This window comes from Methylocystis sp. Sn-Cys (assembly GCF_016745395.1).
Taxonomy (GTDB): Bacteria; Pseudomonadota; Alphaproteobacteria; order Rhizobiales; family Beijerinckiaceae; genus Methylocystis; species Methylocystis iwaonis.
In genome coordinates this window covers 1-15,001 of sequence record NZ_JAERVJ010000012.1, presented here as the reverse complement: position 1 = coordinate 15,001, position 15,001 = coordinate 1, and the positions used below count along the sequence as shown (strand labels likewise).

General features: G+C 63.7%; 15 protein-coding genes and 3 tRNA genes. 11 read left to right on the top strand and 7 right to left on the bottom strand.

The genetic code is table 11. The features are described 5' to 3' along the window. Positions 1–12: 12 nt before the first annotated feature. Complete coding sequence (locus JJT62_RS18290) at positions 13–1,125, bottom strand: COX15/CtaA family protein (protein ID WP_202074230.1); 1,113 nt, start codon at positions 1,123–1,125, stop codon at positions 13–15. A gap of 193 nt (positions 1,126–1,318) precedes the next feature. On the opposite strand from JJT62_RS18290, the gene JJT62_RS18285 reads away from it, so the two are divergent. The 9 genes from JJT62_RS18285 (at position 1,319) to JJT62_RS18245 (ending at position 6,922) form a co-directional block, all read left to right on the top strand. After that, positions 1,319–1,969: a MerR family transcriptional regulator gene (locus tag JJT62_RS18285; protein ID WP_202074271.1), complete on the top strand. Its 651-nt coding sequence runs from the start codon at positions 1,319–1,321 to the stop codon at positions 1,967–1,969. Between the two features lie 104 nt (positions 1,970–2,073). Next, positions 2,074–2,151: transfer RNA gene (locus JJT62_RS18280), tRNA-Pro, on the top strand. A 287-nt stretch (positions 2,152–2,438) separates the two neighbouring features. Further along, the gene (locus JJT62_RS18275) at positions 2,439–3,833 is read left to right on the top strand and encodes an anion transporter (protein ID WP_202074229.1); all 1,395 of its coding nucleotides are present in this window, start codon (positions 2,439–2,441) and stop codon (positions 3,831–3,833) included. A 171-nt stretch (positions 3,834–4,004) separates the two neighbouring features. Beyond that, positions 4,005–4,079: transfer RNA gene (locus JJT62_RS18270), tRNA-Gly, on the top strand. A 41-nt stretch (positions 4,080–4,120) separates the two neighbouring features. Beyond that, entirely contained in the window at positions 4,121–4,987 is an 867-nt protein-coding gene (locus tag JJT62_RS18265) for a 4-(cytidine 5'-diphospho)-2-C-methyl-D-erythritol kinase (protein ID WP_202074228.1), read from the top strand. Then, positions 4,984–5,862 carry a 23S rRNA (guanosine(2251)-2'-O)-methyltransferase RlmB gene (gene rlmB, locus JJT62_RS18260; RefSeq protein WP_202074227.1) on the top strand — a complete coding sequence of 293 codons (879 nt, stop codon included), beginning with the start codon at positions 4,984–4,986 and terminating at the stop codon, positions 5,860–5,862. Before JJT62_RS18265 ends, rlmB begins: the two co-directional genes overlap by 4 nt. A gap of 39 nt (positions 5,863–5,901) precedes the next feature. Continuing rightward, positions 5,902–5,977, top strand: a tRNA-Thr gene (locus JJT62_RS18255). 210 nt (positions 5,978–6,187) lie between these two features. Continuing rightward, a complete protein-coding gene (locus JJT62_RS18250; protein WP_202074226.1) occupies positions 6,188–6,556 on the top strand; it encodes an H-NS family nucleoid-associated regulatory protein in 369 nt (122 codons plus the stop codon). A gap of 189 nt (positions 6,557–6,745) precedes the next feature. After that, the gene (locus tag JJT62_RS18245) at positions 6,746–6,922 is read left to right on the top strand and encodes a hypothetical protein (RefSeq protein WP_202074225.1); all 177 of its coding nucleotides are present in this window, start codon (positions 6,746–6,748) and stop codon (positions 6,920–6,922) included. Positions 6,923–6,967: 45 nt separating this feature from the next. Here the strand turns inward: JJT62_RS18245 and JJT62_RS18240 are convergent, their stop codons facing one another. Continuing rightward, positions 6,968–9,316, bottom strand: coding sequence for a PAS domain-containing protein (locus JJT62_RS18240; protein ID WP_202074224.1), 2,349 nt, complete (start codon positions 9,314–9,316; stop codon positions 6,968–6,970). Between the two features lie 139 nt (positions 9,317–9,455). Continuing rightward, entirely contained in the window at positions 9,456–10,970 is a 1,515-nt protein-coding gene (locus JJT62_RS18235) for a PAS domain-containing protein (RefSeq protein WP_202074223.1), read from the bottom strand. Positions 10,971–11,645: 675 nt separating this feature from the next. On the opposite strand from JJT62_RS18235, the gene JJT62_RS18230 reads away from it, so the two are divergent. Then, positions 11,646–11,909, top strand: coding sequence for a hypothetical protein (locus JJT62_RS18230; RefSeq protein ID WP_246744994.1), 264 nt, complete (start codon positions 11,646–11,648; stop codon positions 11,907–11,909). A 131-nt stretch (positions 11,910–12,040) separates the two neighbouring features. Here the strand turns inward: JJT62_RS18230 and JJT62_RS18225 are convergent, their stop codons facing one another. The 3 genes from JJT62_RS18225 to JJT62_RS18215 all read right to left on the bottom strand — a co-directional run bounded on the left by JJT62_RS18225 (position 12,041) and on the right by JJT62_RS18215 (position 13,145). Next, positions 12,041–12,289, bottom strand: a complete 249-nt coding sequence (locus JJT62_RS18225; RefSeq protein WP_202074222.1) for a hypothetical protein — start codon at positions 12,287–12,289, stop codon at positions 12,041–12,043. A gap of 233 nt (positions 12,290–12,522) precedes the next feature. Then, on the bottom strand, positions 12,523–12,897 hold the full coding sequence (locus JJT62_RS18220) for a hypothetical protein (RefSeq protein WP_202074221.1): 375 nt from the start codon (positions 12,895–12,897) through the stop codon (positions 12,523–12,525). Positions 12,898–12,971: 74 nt separating this feature from the next. Continuing rightward, the gene (locus JJT62_RS18215) at positions 12,972–13,145 is read right to left on the bottom strand and encodes a hypothetical protein (RefSeq protein WP_202074220.1); all 174 of its coding nucleotides are present in this window, start codon (positions 13,143–13,145) and stop codon (positions 12,972–12,974) included. 205 nt (positions 13,146–13,350) lie between these two features. Between JJT62_RS18215 and JJT62_RS18210 the strand changes: the two genes are divergently transcribed. After that, the gene (locus JJT62_RS18210; protein WP_246744993.1) at positions 13,351–14,016 is read left to right on the top strand and encodes a DUF3488 domain-containing protein; all 666 of its coding nucleotides are present in this window, start codon (positions 13,351–13,353) and stop codon (positions 14,014–14,016) included. A gap of 147 nt (positions 14,017–14,163) precedes the next feature. Here the strand turns inward: JJT62_RS18210 and JJT62_RS18205 are convergent, their stop codons facing one another. Next, positions 14,164–14,661 (bottom strand): DUF1269 domain-containing protein, encoded by a 498-nt coding sequence (locus JJT62_RS18205; protein ID WP_202074219.1) that lies wholly within the window; start codon positions 14,659–14,661, stop codon positions 14,164–14,166. Between the last annotated feature and the right edge of the window lie 340 nt (positions 14,662–15,001).

Below are 15,001 nucleotides of genomic sequence, written 5' to 3'. Positions count from 1 at the left end.
CGCTTTGCTCCGTCAGACGATCTCCAGATCATTCGCCAGTCGACGCGCCTGCAATGTCGCCACGGCAAGCACGCCCAGGCCCACTGCCTGATGCGCCAGCGCAACAAGGAGATGCGGCGTGCCCGCATAGGGCGGCTCGACCAGCAGCAGCGTCGCAACGCCCAGCGCAATCTGTCCGACGACATGGCCGAAGACGATGACCGCGCCGCTGCGCGCCCGCCCGCCGGCGTTCATCAGCGCATCGCCGAGATGCAGCGCCGCGAGGATGAAGATCAGATAAGCGATCATGCGGTGGAAGAATTGCGCCGTGAGCGGCGTCTCGAAAATATTCGCCCACCAGGGGTCTTTGGGGAAGAGAACATCAGCCGCCGGAATGAAGGCGCCGGCGATAAGCGGCCATGTGTTTTCCACGAGCCCGGCGCGCAGCCCCGCGACAATGCCGCCCATGAAGAGCTGCACGAAGACCAGCGCCAAAATAACGAAAGCCAGCCCGCGCAGCCGCCCCGGATGGTCATGCGCGCTCGACGGCCTGCGCCGCCCGAGCCCGCCGGCGACCCATAGGCAGGCCGAGAAGATGAAAGCCGCGATGATGAGATGAATGGCAAGCCGCTCCTGCGCCACTTCCGTGCGATGCACGAGGCCGGACGAGACCATCCACCAGCCGACGCCGCCCTGCAGCGCGCCCAAAGCGAGTATGCCGATAAGCTTCGGCTTGACGGCGGATGGGAGGCGCCCCTTCACCCAGAACCAGATCAGCGGAACCACGAAGACCACGCCGATGAGACGCCCGAGCAAGCGATGCGCCCACTCCCAGGCGTAGATGTATTGGAATCCGGCGAGGTCCATGTCCGGGAAGAGTTCCCGGTACTGCGGGATCTTCTTATAGTCCTCGAAGGCCGCGACCCATTCCTGCTGTGTCAGCGGCGGGATGGCGCCGGTCACAGGCTTCCACTCGACGATGGAGAGGCCCGATTCGGTCAAGCGCGTCGCGCCGCCGACGATGACCATCAGAAAGACGAGGCCCGCGACGATCCAGAGCCAGTTGCGCACCGCGACAGCGTTTTCCTCTGTCGCGCGATGCCTCACCTCGGGCACGGGATGCGGAAAGAGAAGCCAGTCTTCCATGTCGCTCGCCTCAAGGGTTCCTCTGCCTCGGCACTTAAGGGATGCCGAAGACGCTTGTCCACACCTAGCAGCGCGCGGCGCCCGCGAAGCGCCGGATTTTAGGCTGATAGGACGCGCATCGAGTGTAAGAATGAACGCTCTTTCGATCGGGGGAGCAAAGGTGGCCGGCAGAGGCGCGTTGACACGGGAAGAGATGGCCTCGCTGCGCACGATCGGCGAGGTGGCGGAATATCTCGACCTCCCCCAACACGTGCTGCGCTTCTGGGAAACGCGCTTCAAGGAGATCGACCCGGTGAAGCGCGCCGGCGGACGGCGATTCTACCGCCCGCGCGATATCGAGCTCGTCGAAGCGATCCGGCATTTGCTGTATCGCGAAGGCTATACGATCAAGGGCGTTCAGCGCATTCTCGCCGAGCAAGGCGTCGAGGGCGTTCTCGCCGACGCGCGCCGCCGCGAGAGCGGCGAATCGGTCACGCCCGCGCCGCCAGCTCGGGAGCCTGCCGCCGCCCGCGCCGAACCTGCGCCGCCGGAGATGGCGCCAGCCTCGCCGCCGGTCACGATTCAGGAGACGCTCGACCTCCCGGAGCCGGAGCCTTCAGCAGCGACGGCGAGCGCCCTGCCCGAGGCGGCCTCTGTCGAAGCGCATGGCTCCGAGGCGATCATTGAAATTCTTCCCCCGGGCTCCCCGTTTACCGACGCCTTCACCGCGCCGGCGCCGCGCCCCGTCTTCCATGCTCCGGTACTCGTCACCCGCCGTGAAGACCAAGAACAGGCGCAAAATTTGCGCAAAGCGCTCGCGCAGATCGAGGAATGCAAGCGGCTGCTCAATCTGACCCGCCGCTGAACAGCCCGGAAAATATAGGCCCGTGCGGTCGATCGATCTTCCCGGGGGCAAAATGTCATATCTCGTTGCAACCGGGCCGTCGCCTCTCTATAAGGGCGGCCAGTCGGAGTGTAGCGCAGCCCGGTTAGCGCACTTGTCTGGGGGACAAGGGGTCGTGGGTTCGAATCCCGCCACTCCGACCATTCGCGCCGTGACGCCCCCGACCCGTCCCGACGCCAGTTCCGCCCTGATTTCTCGCCAACCAACATCCACAGCTCGACTGAGCGCTGTCCGCTAGGCGTCGAGCCAAAGCGACTAAGGTCTTCGTCTTACCCGATTGCGGCATAAGGCGAGAACTTAGCGTCTTGCCGTTATGATGGCCGCAACGCAGCGTTGCATGCGGCTAGATGGCGAATCTGCGCATTCGAGATTTAAAGCGGTGTTGGGATTGATACGGAAGACGAAGACTCGGCCCCTACAAGCCGAGAAGATGGATCAACCGCCGACGAGCAAAAAAAACGGGCTCGCGACAGCTCTTCTGGCCGTGTCGCTCGTCGCCCTCGGAGCGCTGCTTTACGCCGTGGCGGTCGGGATCATCGGCGACATCGGCCAATGGGCCCTACGATCATTGTCGGGAGAGGAGAGCGCCGGCGCGCTCGTGACCTGGGCCAATGGCAAGACCATCCTCGCGGTTCTCGTCTTTCTCGGCACTTACCTCGTCATCGCCATCGGCAGATTTCCCGGCCTGCGGCTCGACCGCGCCGGCGCGGCTCTGGTGGGGGCCAGCCTCATGGTGGGTATAGGCGTCCTGCCGCTGGAGGAGGCCTATCGCGCCGTCGACTTCGACACGATCACGCTTCTCCTCGGCATGATGATCGTAGTGGCCAATCTTCGCCTCTCGGGCTTCTTCCGGCTGGTCAGCGACTGGGTCGTGGCGCGCGCCGGCCATCCGCTGCTGCTGCTGATCGCGATCGTCCTGGTCTCCGGCTCCTTCTCGGCCTTCCTGGTCAATGACACGATCTGCCTCGTCATGACGCCGCTCGTCGTGGAGCTCGTGAAGCGACTCAAGCGCGACCCTGTCCCTTATGTTTTGGCGATCCCTCTGGCCTCCAACATCGGCAGCGCGGCGACGATCACCGGCAATCCGCAGAACATGATGATCGGCGCGTTCTCGCGCATTCCCTACGGGACTTTCGCCGGCGCACTGTGGCCCGTGGCGCTCTTCGGCTTGATGCTGTGCGTGTTGTTCCTCACGCTGGCCTATCGGCGCGAATTTCTGACACGCGAGCGCCTGCCGAGCTTGCCCTCCCCACCGACGCGCTACCACGGAGCCCTGATCGCCAAATCTGTCGTGGTGACGCTCGTCATGATGGTTCTGTTCTTTGCCGGGCAGCCCGTCGCCAAGGTCGCAATCGTCGGCGGCGCGATCCTGCTGCTCACGCGCAAGGTCAAGGCGGATAAAGTCTACCAGGAGATCGACTGGCCATTGCTGCTCATGTTCGTCGGTCTTTTCATCGTCGTGGCCGGCTTAGAGAAGACCGTGGTGACGCCCGAGGTGGTGGCTGCGGTCGGGCGTTTCGATGTCGGCGCGCCATTCGTCCTTTCGGCGATCACCGCCGGTCTCTCGAATATCGTGAGCAATGTCCCGGCGGTCCTTGTCCTGAAGCCCTTCATCGCCGGCGCAGGCGATCCGGAAAGGTCCTGGCTGATTGTCGCCATGGCCTCGACCCTTGCCGGGAATTTCACTTTGCTCGGCTCTGTCGCCAATCTGATCGTCGCGCAAAGGGCCCGCACGCAAGGCGTCGAGATCGGCTTTTGGACCTATTTCAAGATCGGCGCGCCTCTGACTGTCGCGACGATCATCTTTGGCGCATGGTGGCTCTGATTTTACGGCGTGGCGGCGACCAGTGAGCGGATATTAAACTGAAAACAAAAGACTTTCTCCAGCCATCCACAGGCTTGTAATTTTCATGACGTCGCCTGTTGCAAAGCCAGATCGTTTGTTGCATAAGACCCCTGCGACGGCGACGCGACGCGCGAGACCGAAGCAACGGATGCGGGTGTAGCTCAGGGGTAGAGCACAACCTTGCCAAGGTTGGGGTCGAGGGTTCGAATCCCTTCGCCCGCTCCAAAGAAGCTCCGCGATAACCCTAAAGCGGAGGTCGGGGTACGATGCTGGTGACGCGCGCCCCCGCGAAGATCAATCTCACACTTCATATTCTCGGCCGCAGGGACGGCGGCTATCACGAGCTCGAAAGCCTCGTCGTGTTTAGCGGCGCAGGCGATACGCTGTCTTTGTCTCCCGGCGGCGCTCTCTCGCTCGACGTTTCCGGACCCACCGCCCCGGCCGCCGGCGCGGGCGACGATAATCTTGTGCTGCGCGCCGCGCGCAATCTCGCCGAGCGAGTCGAAGGGCTGACCCTCGGCGCCTTCCGTTTGGAGAAGCGCCTCCCCGTCGCGGCGGGAATCGGCGGCGGCTCCTCGGATGCGGCGGCGGCGCTGCGGCTCCTGGCCCGCGCCAATGGGCTCGCAGCCGACGATCCGCGGCTTTACGACGCCGCCCGCGCCACGGGCTCGGACGTGCCGGTCTGCCTTGCCGGCCAGGCCCGAATGATGCGCGGCGCCGGCGAATCGCTTGGCCCGCTGCTGCGCTTGCCGCTGCTGCCGGCCGTGCTGGTCAATCCGGGCGTGCCGGTGGAGACGCGCCCGGTCTTCGCACGCCTCGGCCTTCAGCCCGGCGAGCGCGTGGAGGCCCCCGCCCACCCGATCGTCGGCGACGGCGCCCCTGCTTTGGAGCTTCTCGCTTTGCTATCGCGGGGCCGCAACGATCTCGAAGACCCGGCCTGCCTTCAGGCGCCGGTCATTGTCGATACGCTGGCTGTGCTGCGCGCCGCCCGCGGCTGCAAGCTCGCGCGCATGTCCGGCTCGGGCGCCACGTGCTTCGCGATCTTTTCGACGCCCAATGCAGCCGCCAGAGCGGCCCGCGCCATTCGGACGCAACATCCCGAATGGTGGGTGAAGACGGCGGCGCTGCGATGAGCCGCCGCCCGCCGCCAAAGGAGCGCGCAAGAGGCGAACCAAGAGAGCGCGCAAGAGGAGAGCGGCCGAAGGACGAACGCCCGAGAGGCGAACGGACTGCCCCGCGCCCGCGGCCCGAGCCGCAACGCGGCCCGTTTCGCGCGGCCTCGCCAGACCTCGTGACGCTCTACGGCGCCCATGCCGTGCGCGAGGCGCTCAAAGGCGGGCGCCGCAAGCTGCTCGCTCTTTACGCAACCGAGACCACCCTGCCCCGGATCGCCGATCTCGCCAAAGCGGCGGGCCTGGAGCCGCGCCTCGTGGACGCGCGCGACCTCTCCCGTCATCTTGGCGAAGAGGCCGTCCATCAGGGACTATTGCTGGAGGCCCGGCCGCTACCGGAGGCCGACATCGCCGATATCGTATCGACAAGCGGCGTGGTGCTGGCCCTCGACCAGATCACGGATCCGCATAATGTCGGCGCCATCCTGCGCACGGCCTGCGCCTTCGGCGTCGATGGGCTGATCGTCACCGAGCGTCATAGCCCGGAATTCACCGGCGTGCTGGCCAAGGCCGCCTCCGGCGCGCTGGAGCATGTGACGATCGTCTCGGTGGTCAATCTCGCGCGCGCCTTGGACCAGTTGCAGGAGCGCGGCTACAGCGTTGTCGGCCTCGATTCGGAAGGCGCCGCGCCCATCGAAACCATCCCGCTTTCGAAACCTCTGGCGCTGGTGCTCGGCGCCGAGGGCAAGGGCCTGCGCCGCCTCACGCGCGAGCGCTGCGACCTCATCGCCAGGCTCGATCTTCCCGGCCCCATCAAGAGCCTCAACGTCTCCAACGCCTGCGCCGCCGCGCTGAGCGTCGCGCATTTACGCCTGCGCGACGCGGCGCGGGATTGACCTTACGGCGGGGTTGGGGGATTAAATGCGGCAGGGAACGCCGGTTTAGCTCAGCTGGTAGAGCAACTGATTTGTAATCAGTAGGTCGGGGGTTCGAATCCCTCAACCGGCACCAGCTTCTGAGCACGAGACAATCGCGCTTCACGAAAGGTCCCTTCGAGAATTATTCGATAAACACAAGATGAGAGGCTGATGAAAGTCAGCGCGACGCGCTCCTGTTACGGATGCCCTCGCCCTCTTCATCCCTCAAGTCCGCCGGGGCCTTGTTTTCGAGCGTGTTTCCGGTAGGAGAGACGCCTTCAAAGCACATCCCGGAGGTCATGGAATGCGCGACGAGTTCGCCAACTTGTCGGATTTGGAGCTTTTGTCTCTGATCCACCGAGCCCAAGAAGAGGTGGCTCGGCGCAAGGAGGCAGTTAAAGAGCGCCTGAGAGCCAAAATCGAAGAAGAGCTCAGACAGGCCGGATTGGGTCTAGGCGACATATTCCCGGAGTTCGAGGCGGACGGCCCACGAGATGATGCGCCGACCGAATCTCCAAAGCCACGCTTGGCGAAATTCAAGAATCACGTAAGCGGCGACGCCTGGTCAGGAAGGGGCCCGCACCCACCGCAATGGGTGAGGTCTGTTATGGCCGAGCGCGGATGGACCCTCGAGGAGTTCAAAGCCTCGGATGAATTCCTGGCTCAGAACTAGGCGCATACTTGCGCTGAACCCGCCCCGCGGTCTGCGTCGTCGTCGGAATGCACAGAGCGCGGCCTGCGAGTCTGGTGAAAAGTTTCCAACACCTCGGGGCCGCCTCTACGTATTTCTCACGACTTGATAAGGAGCCCATTACCCGTCATCCTGACAGGCTGTCTCCTTTTGCATGAAGCGGATTCCGACATGGACGAGCGCAGTCCGAAGCCGTTGATCGTGGCGATTGCCGGCCTCATCTCAGCAATCATGAGCTTCTATACGCCCCACGAAGGTCTGAGCGTCTCCCTGCTCGGCGTCGGGCTGATAACGGCGGGTTTCTGCGCCCTCTATTGGCTCGCCGATCCCGACCAGAATCTGGATTGACGCGCGCACGGTCCTGAATGCACGGCGCCCGATACAACAGACGCTTCAGCGCTGAGCGAGACACGCCGTCTCTTCGAGCGCCTCCCCGAGCGCCTCCAGGCTGGCCGGCTTGGTAATCTGCAGATCGAATCCCGCGGCGCGCGCGCGTTGAAAGACCTGCTCGCGCCCCCATCCGGTCAGCGCGACGAGCTTGACGCTGCGTCCCTCCGGCAGCGCGCGGATGCGTTGCGCCGTCTCGTAGCCGTCCATCTCGGGCATGCCGAGATCGAGCAGGACCAAATCCGGTTTGAACAGGGACAAGGCCGCGACTCCCGCAGCGCCGCTGTAAGCGACGCGCACGCTCGCGCCGGATATTTCCAGCAACGCCTTCTGGCTGTCGGCGACGTCGCGATCGTCGTCGATGACGAGAATGCGCAGACTCGTGCGCATCGTGTCGAAAGCCGCCCCCTGCTCGCGCGCTTCTGCGGCGGGCGCTGAAAGCGCGGGCAGGCGCACGATGAAGGCGCTGCCCTGCCCCAGCCCCTCGCTCTGCGCCTCGATCGAGCCGCCGTGAAGCAGGATCAGATGCTTGACGAGCGCCAGACCAATGCCGAGGCCGCCCTGCGCGCGTCCCAAGGTCCGGTCGATCTGCGTGAAGAGATCGAAAACGCGCGGCAGCATTTCAGCCGGAATGCCCACGCCATTGTCCTTGACGACGATGCGCGCCTCGGCGCCCGACCGCTCGGCCGCAAGGCTGATCCACCCGCCATGCTCGGTATATTTGGCGGCGTTGTTGAGAAGATTGGCGAAGACCTGCGTGAGGCGCACACAATCGCCTTCGACAATGAGCGGCGCATCCGGAATGTCGGCTTCGAAGACATGACCTCCGGCGTCGATCATCGGCTTCGACATGTCGATCGCCTGCCGCAGAATGTCGGCCAGATCGACGCGCTGTTTCCGCAGATCGATTTTGCCGCGGGTGACTCGCGAGACTTCCAGCAAATCGTCGACGAGGCGCACAAGATGCGTCACCTGCCGTTCGACCATCGACAACAGAGCCGCGTCCCGATCTCTCTTGCTCGAAGTGGAAAGCGCGTCATGACGCAGGACGTGCACGGCGTTGCGGATCGGCGCGAGCGGATTGCGCAGCTCATGCGCGAGCGTCGCCAGAAACTCGTCCTTGTAAGCGTCCGCCTCGCGCAGCTTTTCGGTCGCCTCACGCAGACGCTTCTCCGCTTCCTCGCGTTCGGTGACGTCGATCGCGACGCCGCCTGTGCCTTTGGCGGCGCCTTCGGAATCCGCGATAGCGAATTTGCTGACGAGAAAGTGATGGACGACGCCGTCGGTCTCCTTCAGCGTCTCAATCGCCGTAATGCCGGATTTGCTCTCGCGTGCTTCTCCGTCATGGCAGCGAAATTGGCGCGCTGCGTCGGCGTCGAAAATCTCCTCGTCCGTCTTGCCGTAGACCTGCTCGCGCGGGACCGGAAAGACGCGAAAGGCGGCGCAATTGGCGTAAGTGTAGCGCCCCTCGTGGTCTTTGATCCATGCAAGCCCCGGCAGGTGCCGCATGAAGCTCGCAAACCGTTCCTCGCTCTCGCGCAATCCCTCCTCGGCGCGTTTGCGCTCGGTGATGTCGGTGTGGCTGACCACGGCGGCGGCGGCGCCTCCGCCATCGGCGCGCGCGGCGTTCATGACGAACCACAACACCCCTTCCGGCGTCTGGCAGGGATATTCCATCGTAAAGGCGCGCCGCTCACCGGCGAGCAGCGCCCGAAGCCCCTCGAAAGCTTTGCTGGCGAAGCGGTCCCCCGCCGCCGCAGCGCCGCGGATAGCTTCCAGATAATTCATGCCCAGGAAGGTTGCGCTTGGCGTAAAACCATTCTCGCGGGCGAAGCGCTTCCAGGGTTCGTTGACAGCCAAAATCACGCCCGCCTGGTCGATCACCGCAATCTGGTGCGGCAAAGAGTCGAGAATCCCGCCGAGCAATGTGGCGCCTTCCCGCCGAGCCGCTTGGGCGATTTCATCGGCCTGCGCCTGCGCGAGCTGAATTTGAGCCGCGACCTCCCTCTTGCGCGCTCTGGTCTTGGCCTGTGTCAACGCCACGATGCCGAGCCCGATCACAATGAAAATCGCCAGGCGCAAGTGATCGCCCGGGAGCGCGATCATGAAGGAGCCGACCGGCTCCATGAAAAAAAATGCGACGATCGCCGCCGACAGCGCAGTGGCGAGCAACGCGGGGCCCGCCTCGGAAGCCGCTGCGGCGAAGAGGACGGCAAGAAAGAAAGGCGCCATTGGCTGAGACTGAAGCTGATCGCTGAGCTTTACGCGCACCGCCGCCGCGATCCCTACCGCCAAAATCGCAATGCCGTAATCCAAGGCGCGCTGTGCGACGCGCTTCTCCGCATCCTGGTTCAACCGTCCGCTCCGGGCAAACTTTCGCAATCCTGATCGCTAAAGTAAGGGAAACTGTTTGAAAAGCTTAGCTTTATGAACCAGCGCGCGACGCGCTGGGCCGCCGCGAGGTCTCGCGCCGCCAAGGCCTGGCCAGAAAGCGTCAGCCGCGCGCGCAAACGCCGCCAGCGTCGATCTCCTCGTTCAATCTTTCGGCTTCGTCCCCAACCAAGGGGAGCGTGAAGCTGAAGATCGCGCCGCGGCCTTCGGGGTTCCCCTCGGCCCAGATGCGTCCGTGATGCGCCTCGATGATTTCGCGGGAGATCGACAGCCCCACGCCCATGCCGCTCGGCTTGGTCGTGGCGAAGGGCACGAACAAGTCGCTGCGCCTTTTTTCGGTCAGCCCGACGCCCGTGTCGGCGATGTCCACCCTGATGTCGGCGTCGGTCGAGCGCGTCGAAATCACGAGCCGCCGCTCGGAGACCGGCTCCATCGCCTCTTTCGCGTTGCGCATGAGATTGATCAAGACCTGCACGATTTGGACCCTGTCGGCGAGCACCTCATCTGACGCGGCGCAGAGGTCGAGCGTGACGGCGATCTTCTTCTCTTTGGCGACGGACAGGATCGTCTCCATCGCTTCGAGGATCAGTCCGTGCATATTCGCCCGCACCTTGTCGGGCTCGCCATGCGCGATAAAAGACCGCAAGCGCGAGACGATCTCCCCCGCCCGCATCACTTGAGCGACAGTGTTGTTCACTGTGTCCAACACGCTCGCCGGCCGCTTTTCGGGCTCGAGCTCGAGCAATCGCGGCAGCACGCGCAGATAGGCCACCGTCGCGGCGAGCGGTTGGTTGATTTCGTGAGCAATGCCCAACGCCATGGAGCGCATCATGGCAAGCTGTCCCCGATGCGCCTCCCGCAATCTGGCCTCTTTCTCCTTCAGCTCGGAGATGTCCAAAATAAACGCCACGCCATCGAGCGTGTTTCGATCAAGAAGGGCCCGTGCGACGAGGACCGGCAGGCGGCTCCCGTCCTTGCGGAAATATTCCTTTTCGGTTGGCCGCTCGTTCTTTCCCGTCTCGATCAACTCCACGATCGCCGCGTCATTCATGACGCGATACTCGGGCGGCGTGAGATCGCGCCAATTGATGCGGCCGGCGTTCAAATCCTCGCGCGTGTAGCCGAGCATTTGGAGATACCGATCATTCGCCTCGACGATCGTGGCGTCCCTGGCGTTGGCGTAGCAGACGCCGATCAGATTGGCGTCGAAGAAGGCGCGATGCCGCGCTTCGCTGAGGCGAAGCTCTTCTTCGGCGCGTTTTCTCGCCGTGATGTCGCAGACGTAGCCATGCCATATGATCGAGCCGTCCGGCTCGCGGTTCGGCATGGAGTGAACTTCGATCCATATCGCGCCCCTGACAGGGTGCAGGAAGCGATATTCCTCGTGATATTTCGTCAAATGCTCGGCTGACGCTGCGATCGCCGCGTCTATGCGCGCCACGTCGTCGGGATGGATACGCGCGCGCATCGTCGCGAGATCCGCTTTGCTCTCCTCGGGAGAAAAGCCGAAGATGTCCTCGAAATTCGCCGACCCATAGGGAAAGCACCCTGTTCCATCCGGGCTGAAGCGGAAGGACGCAATCGCACCCGGCATGGCGTCGACGCAGGCGGCCATCATGGCAGGCGCGCTCAGCTCGGCTGTTGAAGCGGCGCGCGACGTTTCCCCCTTATTCTGCCGCGCCCCTCGATGATCCGGGACCGGTCCAGCCTGGCCCGGCCGGAAGATTGTGTGAGGCATCGACACTCCATGCTCTATCCGCGCAACCCGGCGCAAGTGTGCGCCGGATTCAGCTTTGTTGTCCAATATTTAGTGTGACAGCGCAGGGGCGCCTCCGGCTCCGACGCCCCTCGCGTGTCGGCGCCATGCGGCCAGGCAAGACGATGGCCCAAAGCAGCAGGGAACCCTGTCCAGCCGATGGAAGTTAGCGCCCTGAAAGCTGGGTATGACCTCCTGACATGCCCGGCGTCCTGAAGCGCCTGCAGCCGGGTAATCACACGGGTAATCACATGGTCGAGGCCCTGACAACTGAACTGACGGATTACGCGCTCGCGGTATCCTATATGACGGTTCTCACAATATCCGTGACGGCCACGCTGATGGTGCGAGCCGCGACATTCCCTCTCGTTCGAGGTTGAGTCCGTCGGCTCGCTTTAAGCCGCTCGCAACCCTCTCTGGGCACGCGCGTCGCAAACCGGCGGATCGCGAGGTCGCGCCATGGACGCCGTCGCCAGCAGGCTCAGGCCGGAACAGAGGCGTGTGGCAACTGTTCCCTGATGACAGGAAGCCTTCACCATGAGGAAAACCGCCATTCTACTATCCGTCTCTTTGTTTGCTTGGCTGCCGCAGCAGCCGGCCTACGCCAAGGGCTGCATCAAAGGCGCTCTGGTCGGTGGCGTTGTGGGGCACTATGCCGGCCACCATGGCGTTCTGGGCGCAGTCGCCGGGTGTCTCTACGGCCGGCATGAAGCGCATAAATACGGAAGGCGTCCACAACCAAACGGCGGGTGGATGGCGCAGACGAACCATGCGCCGAAATCGTGGAAGACAGGTAGCTGAGCCGCACCCACGCGCGCGGCAATGGCTGACAAGCGCTTCGCGCCAACACTCGAACAAATGACGTGGTTCGCTATACAGTCACCAGGGCCTGCAAAGGCCCTGGGCTCACGCGCGTCGTGACGACGTCGTTCTCAGTAGTAGGGATAGCCCCAGCCGCCCAACGCCCAAAACGGCGCCGTCGCCAATCCCACCGCCGCGCCCGCGACAGCGCCGGCCGGGTTGTACCAAGGGTAATAGCCGTAATGGCGGTAATAGCGGTAATAGCGGTAATGCCTGTGCCGCCAGTAATGATGATGATAATGGTGGTGACGCCAACGGCGGTAATGGACCTGCTCCAGCGACGAAGACGTCCCGATGATCTCCGCCCTGGGGATGCTCATGACGCCCGCCTGAGCCTGGGGCGCGGGTTGAGCGAATCCGGCGACGACGCAAGCTGCCGCGAGGGTACAAGTTTTGATCGAGCCACGCATAACGGCCTCCTTGGGGTCGCGACGCGCGAAACTCGATTGAAGTCTTTGTGCAGCGTTCGTGAACCCTGCCGCCTAGCTAGATCGTCGATCACTTGGGGCAAGGGCAGGAGCGCATCTTCGTGATGCTCTCAGCGCCGGTCGAACTACCGCAGGCACGCGCCGCGCCGCGCCCATTCCGCTTCCTGAGCGTCGGCCGGACTGGCGGGCTCCGCATCGCAGGCCTTGAACACTTTGCCCCGCTCGCCCATCGACACGCCGGCCGGAAACTGCTCCTGCGCGACATAGAAGCCCGCCTCGAGGTCTTGGCCGACCTTGGCGCGCGCCGCCTTGATCGCGGGGCTGCTTCCCCCAGGCTGCGGCGACGGAAGGTGATACCAGCGGCTGGCCGTCGTCAGATTGCACTCGCTTTGCGCGAGGCTTTTCGCGCAGACGAGAATCCAGGTCTGCATCCCGCCTTTGGCCGCGGCCGGGGCGATCATCGTCGCCGCGAAAATCCCGGCGAGAACATATTTCTTCATTGCGCCTTCCCTGAACTGTCGAATCGCCGCGCGATCATAGGATGAGAAAACCGGCCAGAAAGTGAAGCCGCGGGTCAGAAACGCTGATCTTTCTTCGCCGCGGCGACAGCGGCGCGCGCCTTGTCGACCGCCTCCGGGTGAGTTTTCTCCAGCATGTTCAGCACCGCCTCGAGCATTTCGATGTGCTCAACGGCCTCCTCGAGCGCGTCGGCGAGCGTCTGCAGCCGCTCGACAAGCTTGCTTTGCACCTTGCAACTCCTGTTCACCAATCTACAAACCGGCTGGGTACAGCGCGATCGGCCCAAAGCGCAAGCGCGCGTTCCGGCGACGTAGTGCGCTCGCCGGGCGCCCTGGAGGAGACGGACGCACGGCGGTTGCCGAGATTATGCGCCCGCACTATCCTCCCCGCGCCCCGCGCATTCACGGAAAGCGCTTCTCGATAAGGAACTTCAGATGTCCAAGAGCCCAGAATCGGCAGGCGGCCACGCAGCCGGGCCTCATGCGGGAGAGCCGCAGGAGAACGTGCAAGAGCAGACCTGGGTAACGGCGCTCGAGGAAGGAATCGAGGAGATCAAGACGCAGCCGCCGGAAGTGCTGTTCGTCGACGTGCTGAAGATCGACCTGCCCTATATCGTCATGCTGGCCATGGCGGTGATCGGCGTCGGTCTCGTCACTTTCACCGGCCAGTCCGTCGCCTGGTATTGGGAGCTGCTCACGCCGGTCTATTGCGGCATCTGCATATATATCGGCTGGCGACATGCGGAGACCAAGCACGAGCGCGTCAAGCTGGTCTGGACGCAAATCCTGCACTGGGCCGCCTTCCTCGCGGCGATGGCGCTGATTTATTCGCCGGCCATGCGCGCGCTGGTCGACGTCAACGCCACCGGCCTCAATCTGATGGTGATCCTGGCGCTCGCAACCTTCGTCGCCGGCGTTCACGCCGAGGCCTGGCAGATTTGCGTCGTCGGCCTGATCCTCGCGCTTTTCGTGCCGGGGATGGCGCTCATCCAACGCGGCTCGCTTTTCATCATGGTCGCGATAATCGGCGTCATCTTCGTCGGCGCCAGCCTGTGGTTCACGATGCACGCGCATCGGCGCGCGGCGAAGGAAGCCGCGTAGCCCCGTCATTGCGAGGAGCGCAGCGACGAAGCAATCCAGAGCCGCTGTAGCTGCTTTGGATTGCTTCGCTCCGCTCGCAATGACGGCAAGAGGGGTTGCTCTGGCTTCCCGGCCGAGCCTTTGGCCCACCGGGAAATGACAGGCGCCTCAGATTTTCGAGGTCTGCGCCGCGAGCGTGGCGCGAATGGCCTCGTCCATGGATTTTTCGAAAGAGGTGCGCAGCACCGTTCCGCCGACGCCCTTGAGGCCTTCCAGCACCTTGTCCGAGGTCATCTTGCGCACGAGGACGAAGAGCGCCGCGCCGCCCGGCGGAATCGCTTCCGCGACGTCCTTCATGAATTTGTCGTCGATTCCAAAATCGGTGAGCGCTCCGGAAACGGCGCCGGAGGCCGCGCCGAGCGCAGCGCCGGCCAAGGGCATCATGAAGATCAAGCCGATGAGTGCGCCCCAGAACATGCCGGACACGCCGCCGATCGCCGTCGTATTGAAGAGCTGGTTGAGCTTGATGTGGCCTTCGGCGTCCTTCACGGCGACGACCGCGTCGCCCATCTCGATCAAATATTCCTTCTGCATCTGAAATAGCTTCTGCCTCACTTCCTCGGCCTTTTGCTCCGAGGAGAAAGCGATGACGAGCAGATCATTCATGAGAACTCTCCCGATAGGGCGGCGGCCTTCGACGGCGCGCCCGTTCCCGATCTAGTCGAGCACCGTTAAATTACAATGCAGGCCGGGAGCCCGGGACAAACAAAGCCATAGCTCGGCCACAACCGGCCAAAGCTGAGCTTACGCGCTTTAGGAATCTTTTACCTTGCGGCGCGGCGCGTGGCTGGCGCGGGAACCCGACGCGGCGCGGCGAGCCAAAAGGCCAATGGCGACAGCAGCGACGCCAACATCAGCAGATTGAACATCATTGGGCTTGCCTCCCTTGTGCTTCCGCCCGCGCCCTTAAAGGGCGCGAGCGGGTCGTCACATTTTACTCGGTGAG

Bases quoted from the DNA above. Each gene is read 5' to 3' on its own strand.
- JJT62_RS18250 (WP_202074226.1), top strand. From the start codon at position 6,188: ATGCGCGACGAGTTCGCCAACTTGTCGGATTTGGAGCTTTTGTCTCTG.
- JJT62_RS18220 (WP_202074221.1), bottom strand. From the start codon at position 12,897: ATGAAGAAATATGTTCTCGCCGGGATTTTCGCGGCGACGATGATCGCC.
- JJT62_RS18235 (WP_202074223.1), bottom strand. From the start codon at position 10,970: ATGATGGCCGCCTGCGTCGACGCCATGCCGGGTGCGATTGCGTCCTTC.
- JJT62_RS18245 (WP_202074225.1), top strand. From the start codon at position 6,746: ATGGACGAGCGCAGTCCGAAGCCGTTGATCGTGGCGATTGCCGGCCTC.
- JJT62_RS18205 (WP_202074219.1), bottom strand. From the start codon at position 14,661: ATGAATGATCTGCTCGTCATCGCTTTCTCCTCGGAGCAAAAGGCCGAG.
- JJT62_RS18210 (WP_246744993.1), top strand. From the start codon at position 13,351: ATGTCCAAGAGCCCAGAATCGGCAGGCGGCCACGCAGCCGGGCCTCAT.
- JJT62_RS18230 (WP_246744994.1), top strand. From the start codon at position 11,646: ATGAGGAAAACCGCCATTCTACTATCCGTCTCTTTGTTTGCTTGGCTG.
- JJT62_RS18225 (WP_202074222.1), bottom strand. From the start codon at position 12,289: ATGAGCATCCCCAGGGCGGAGATCATCGGGACGTCTTCGTCGCTGGAG.
- JJT62_RS18275 (WP_202074229.1), top strand. From the start codon at position 2,439: ATGGATCAACCGCCGACGAGCAAAAAAAACGGGCTCGCGACAGCTCTT.
- JJT62_RS18290 (WP_202074230.1), bottom strand. From the start codon at position 1,125: ATGGAAGACTGGCTTCTCTTTCCGCATCCCGTGCCCGAGGTGAGGCAT.
- JJT62_RS18265 (WP_202074228.1), top strand. From the start codon at position 4,121: ATGCTGGTGACGCGCGCCCCCGCGAAGATCAATCTCACACTTCATATT.
- rlmB (WP_202074227.1), top strand. From the start codon at position 4,984: ATGAGCCGCCGCCCGCCGCCAAAGGAGCGCGCAAGAGGCGAACCAAGA.
- JJT62_RS18285 (WP_202074271.1), top strand. From the start codon at position 1,319: ATGGCCTCGCTGCGCACGATCGGCGAGGTGGCGGAATATCTCGACCTC.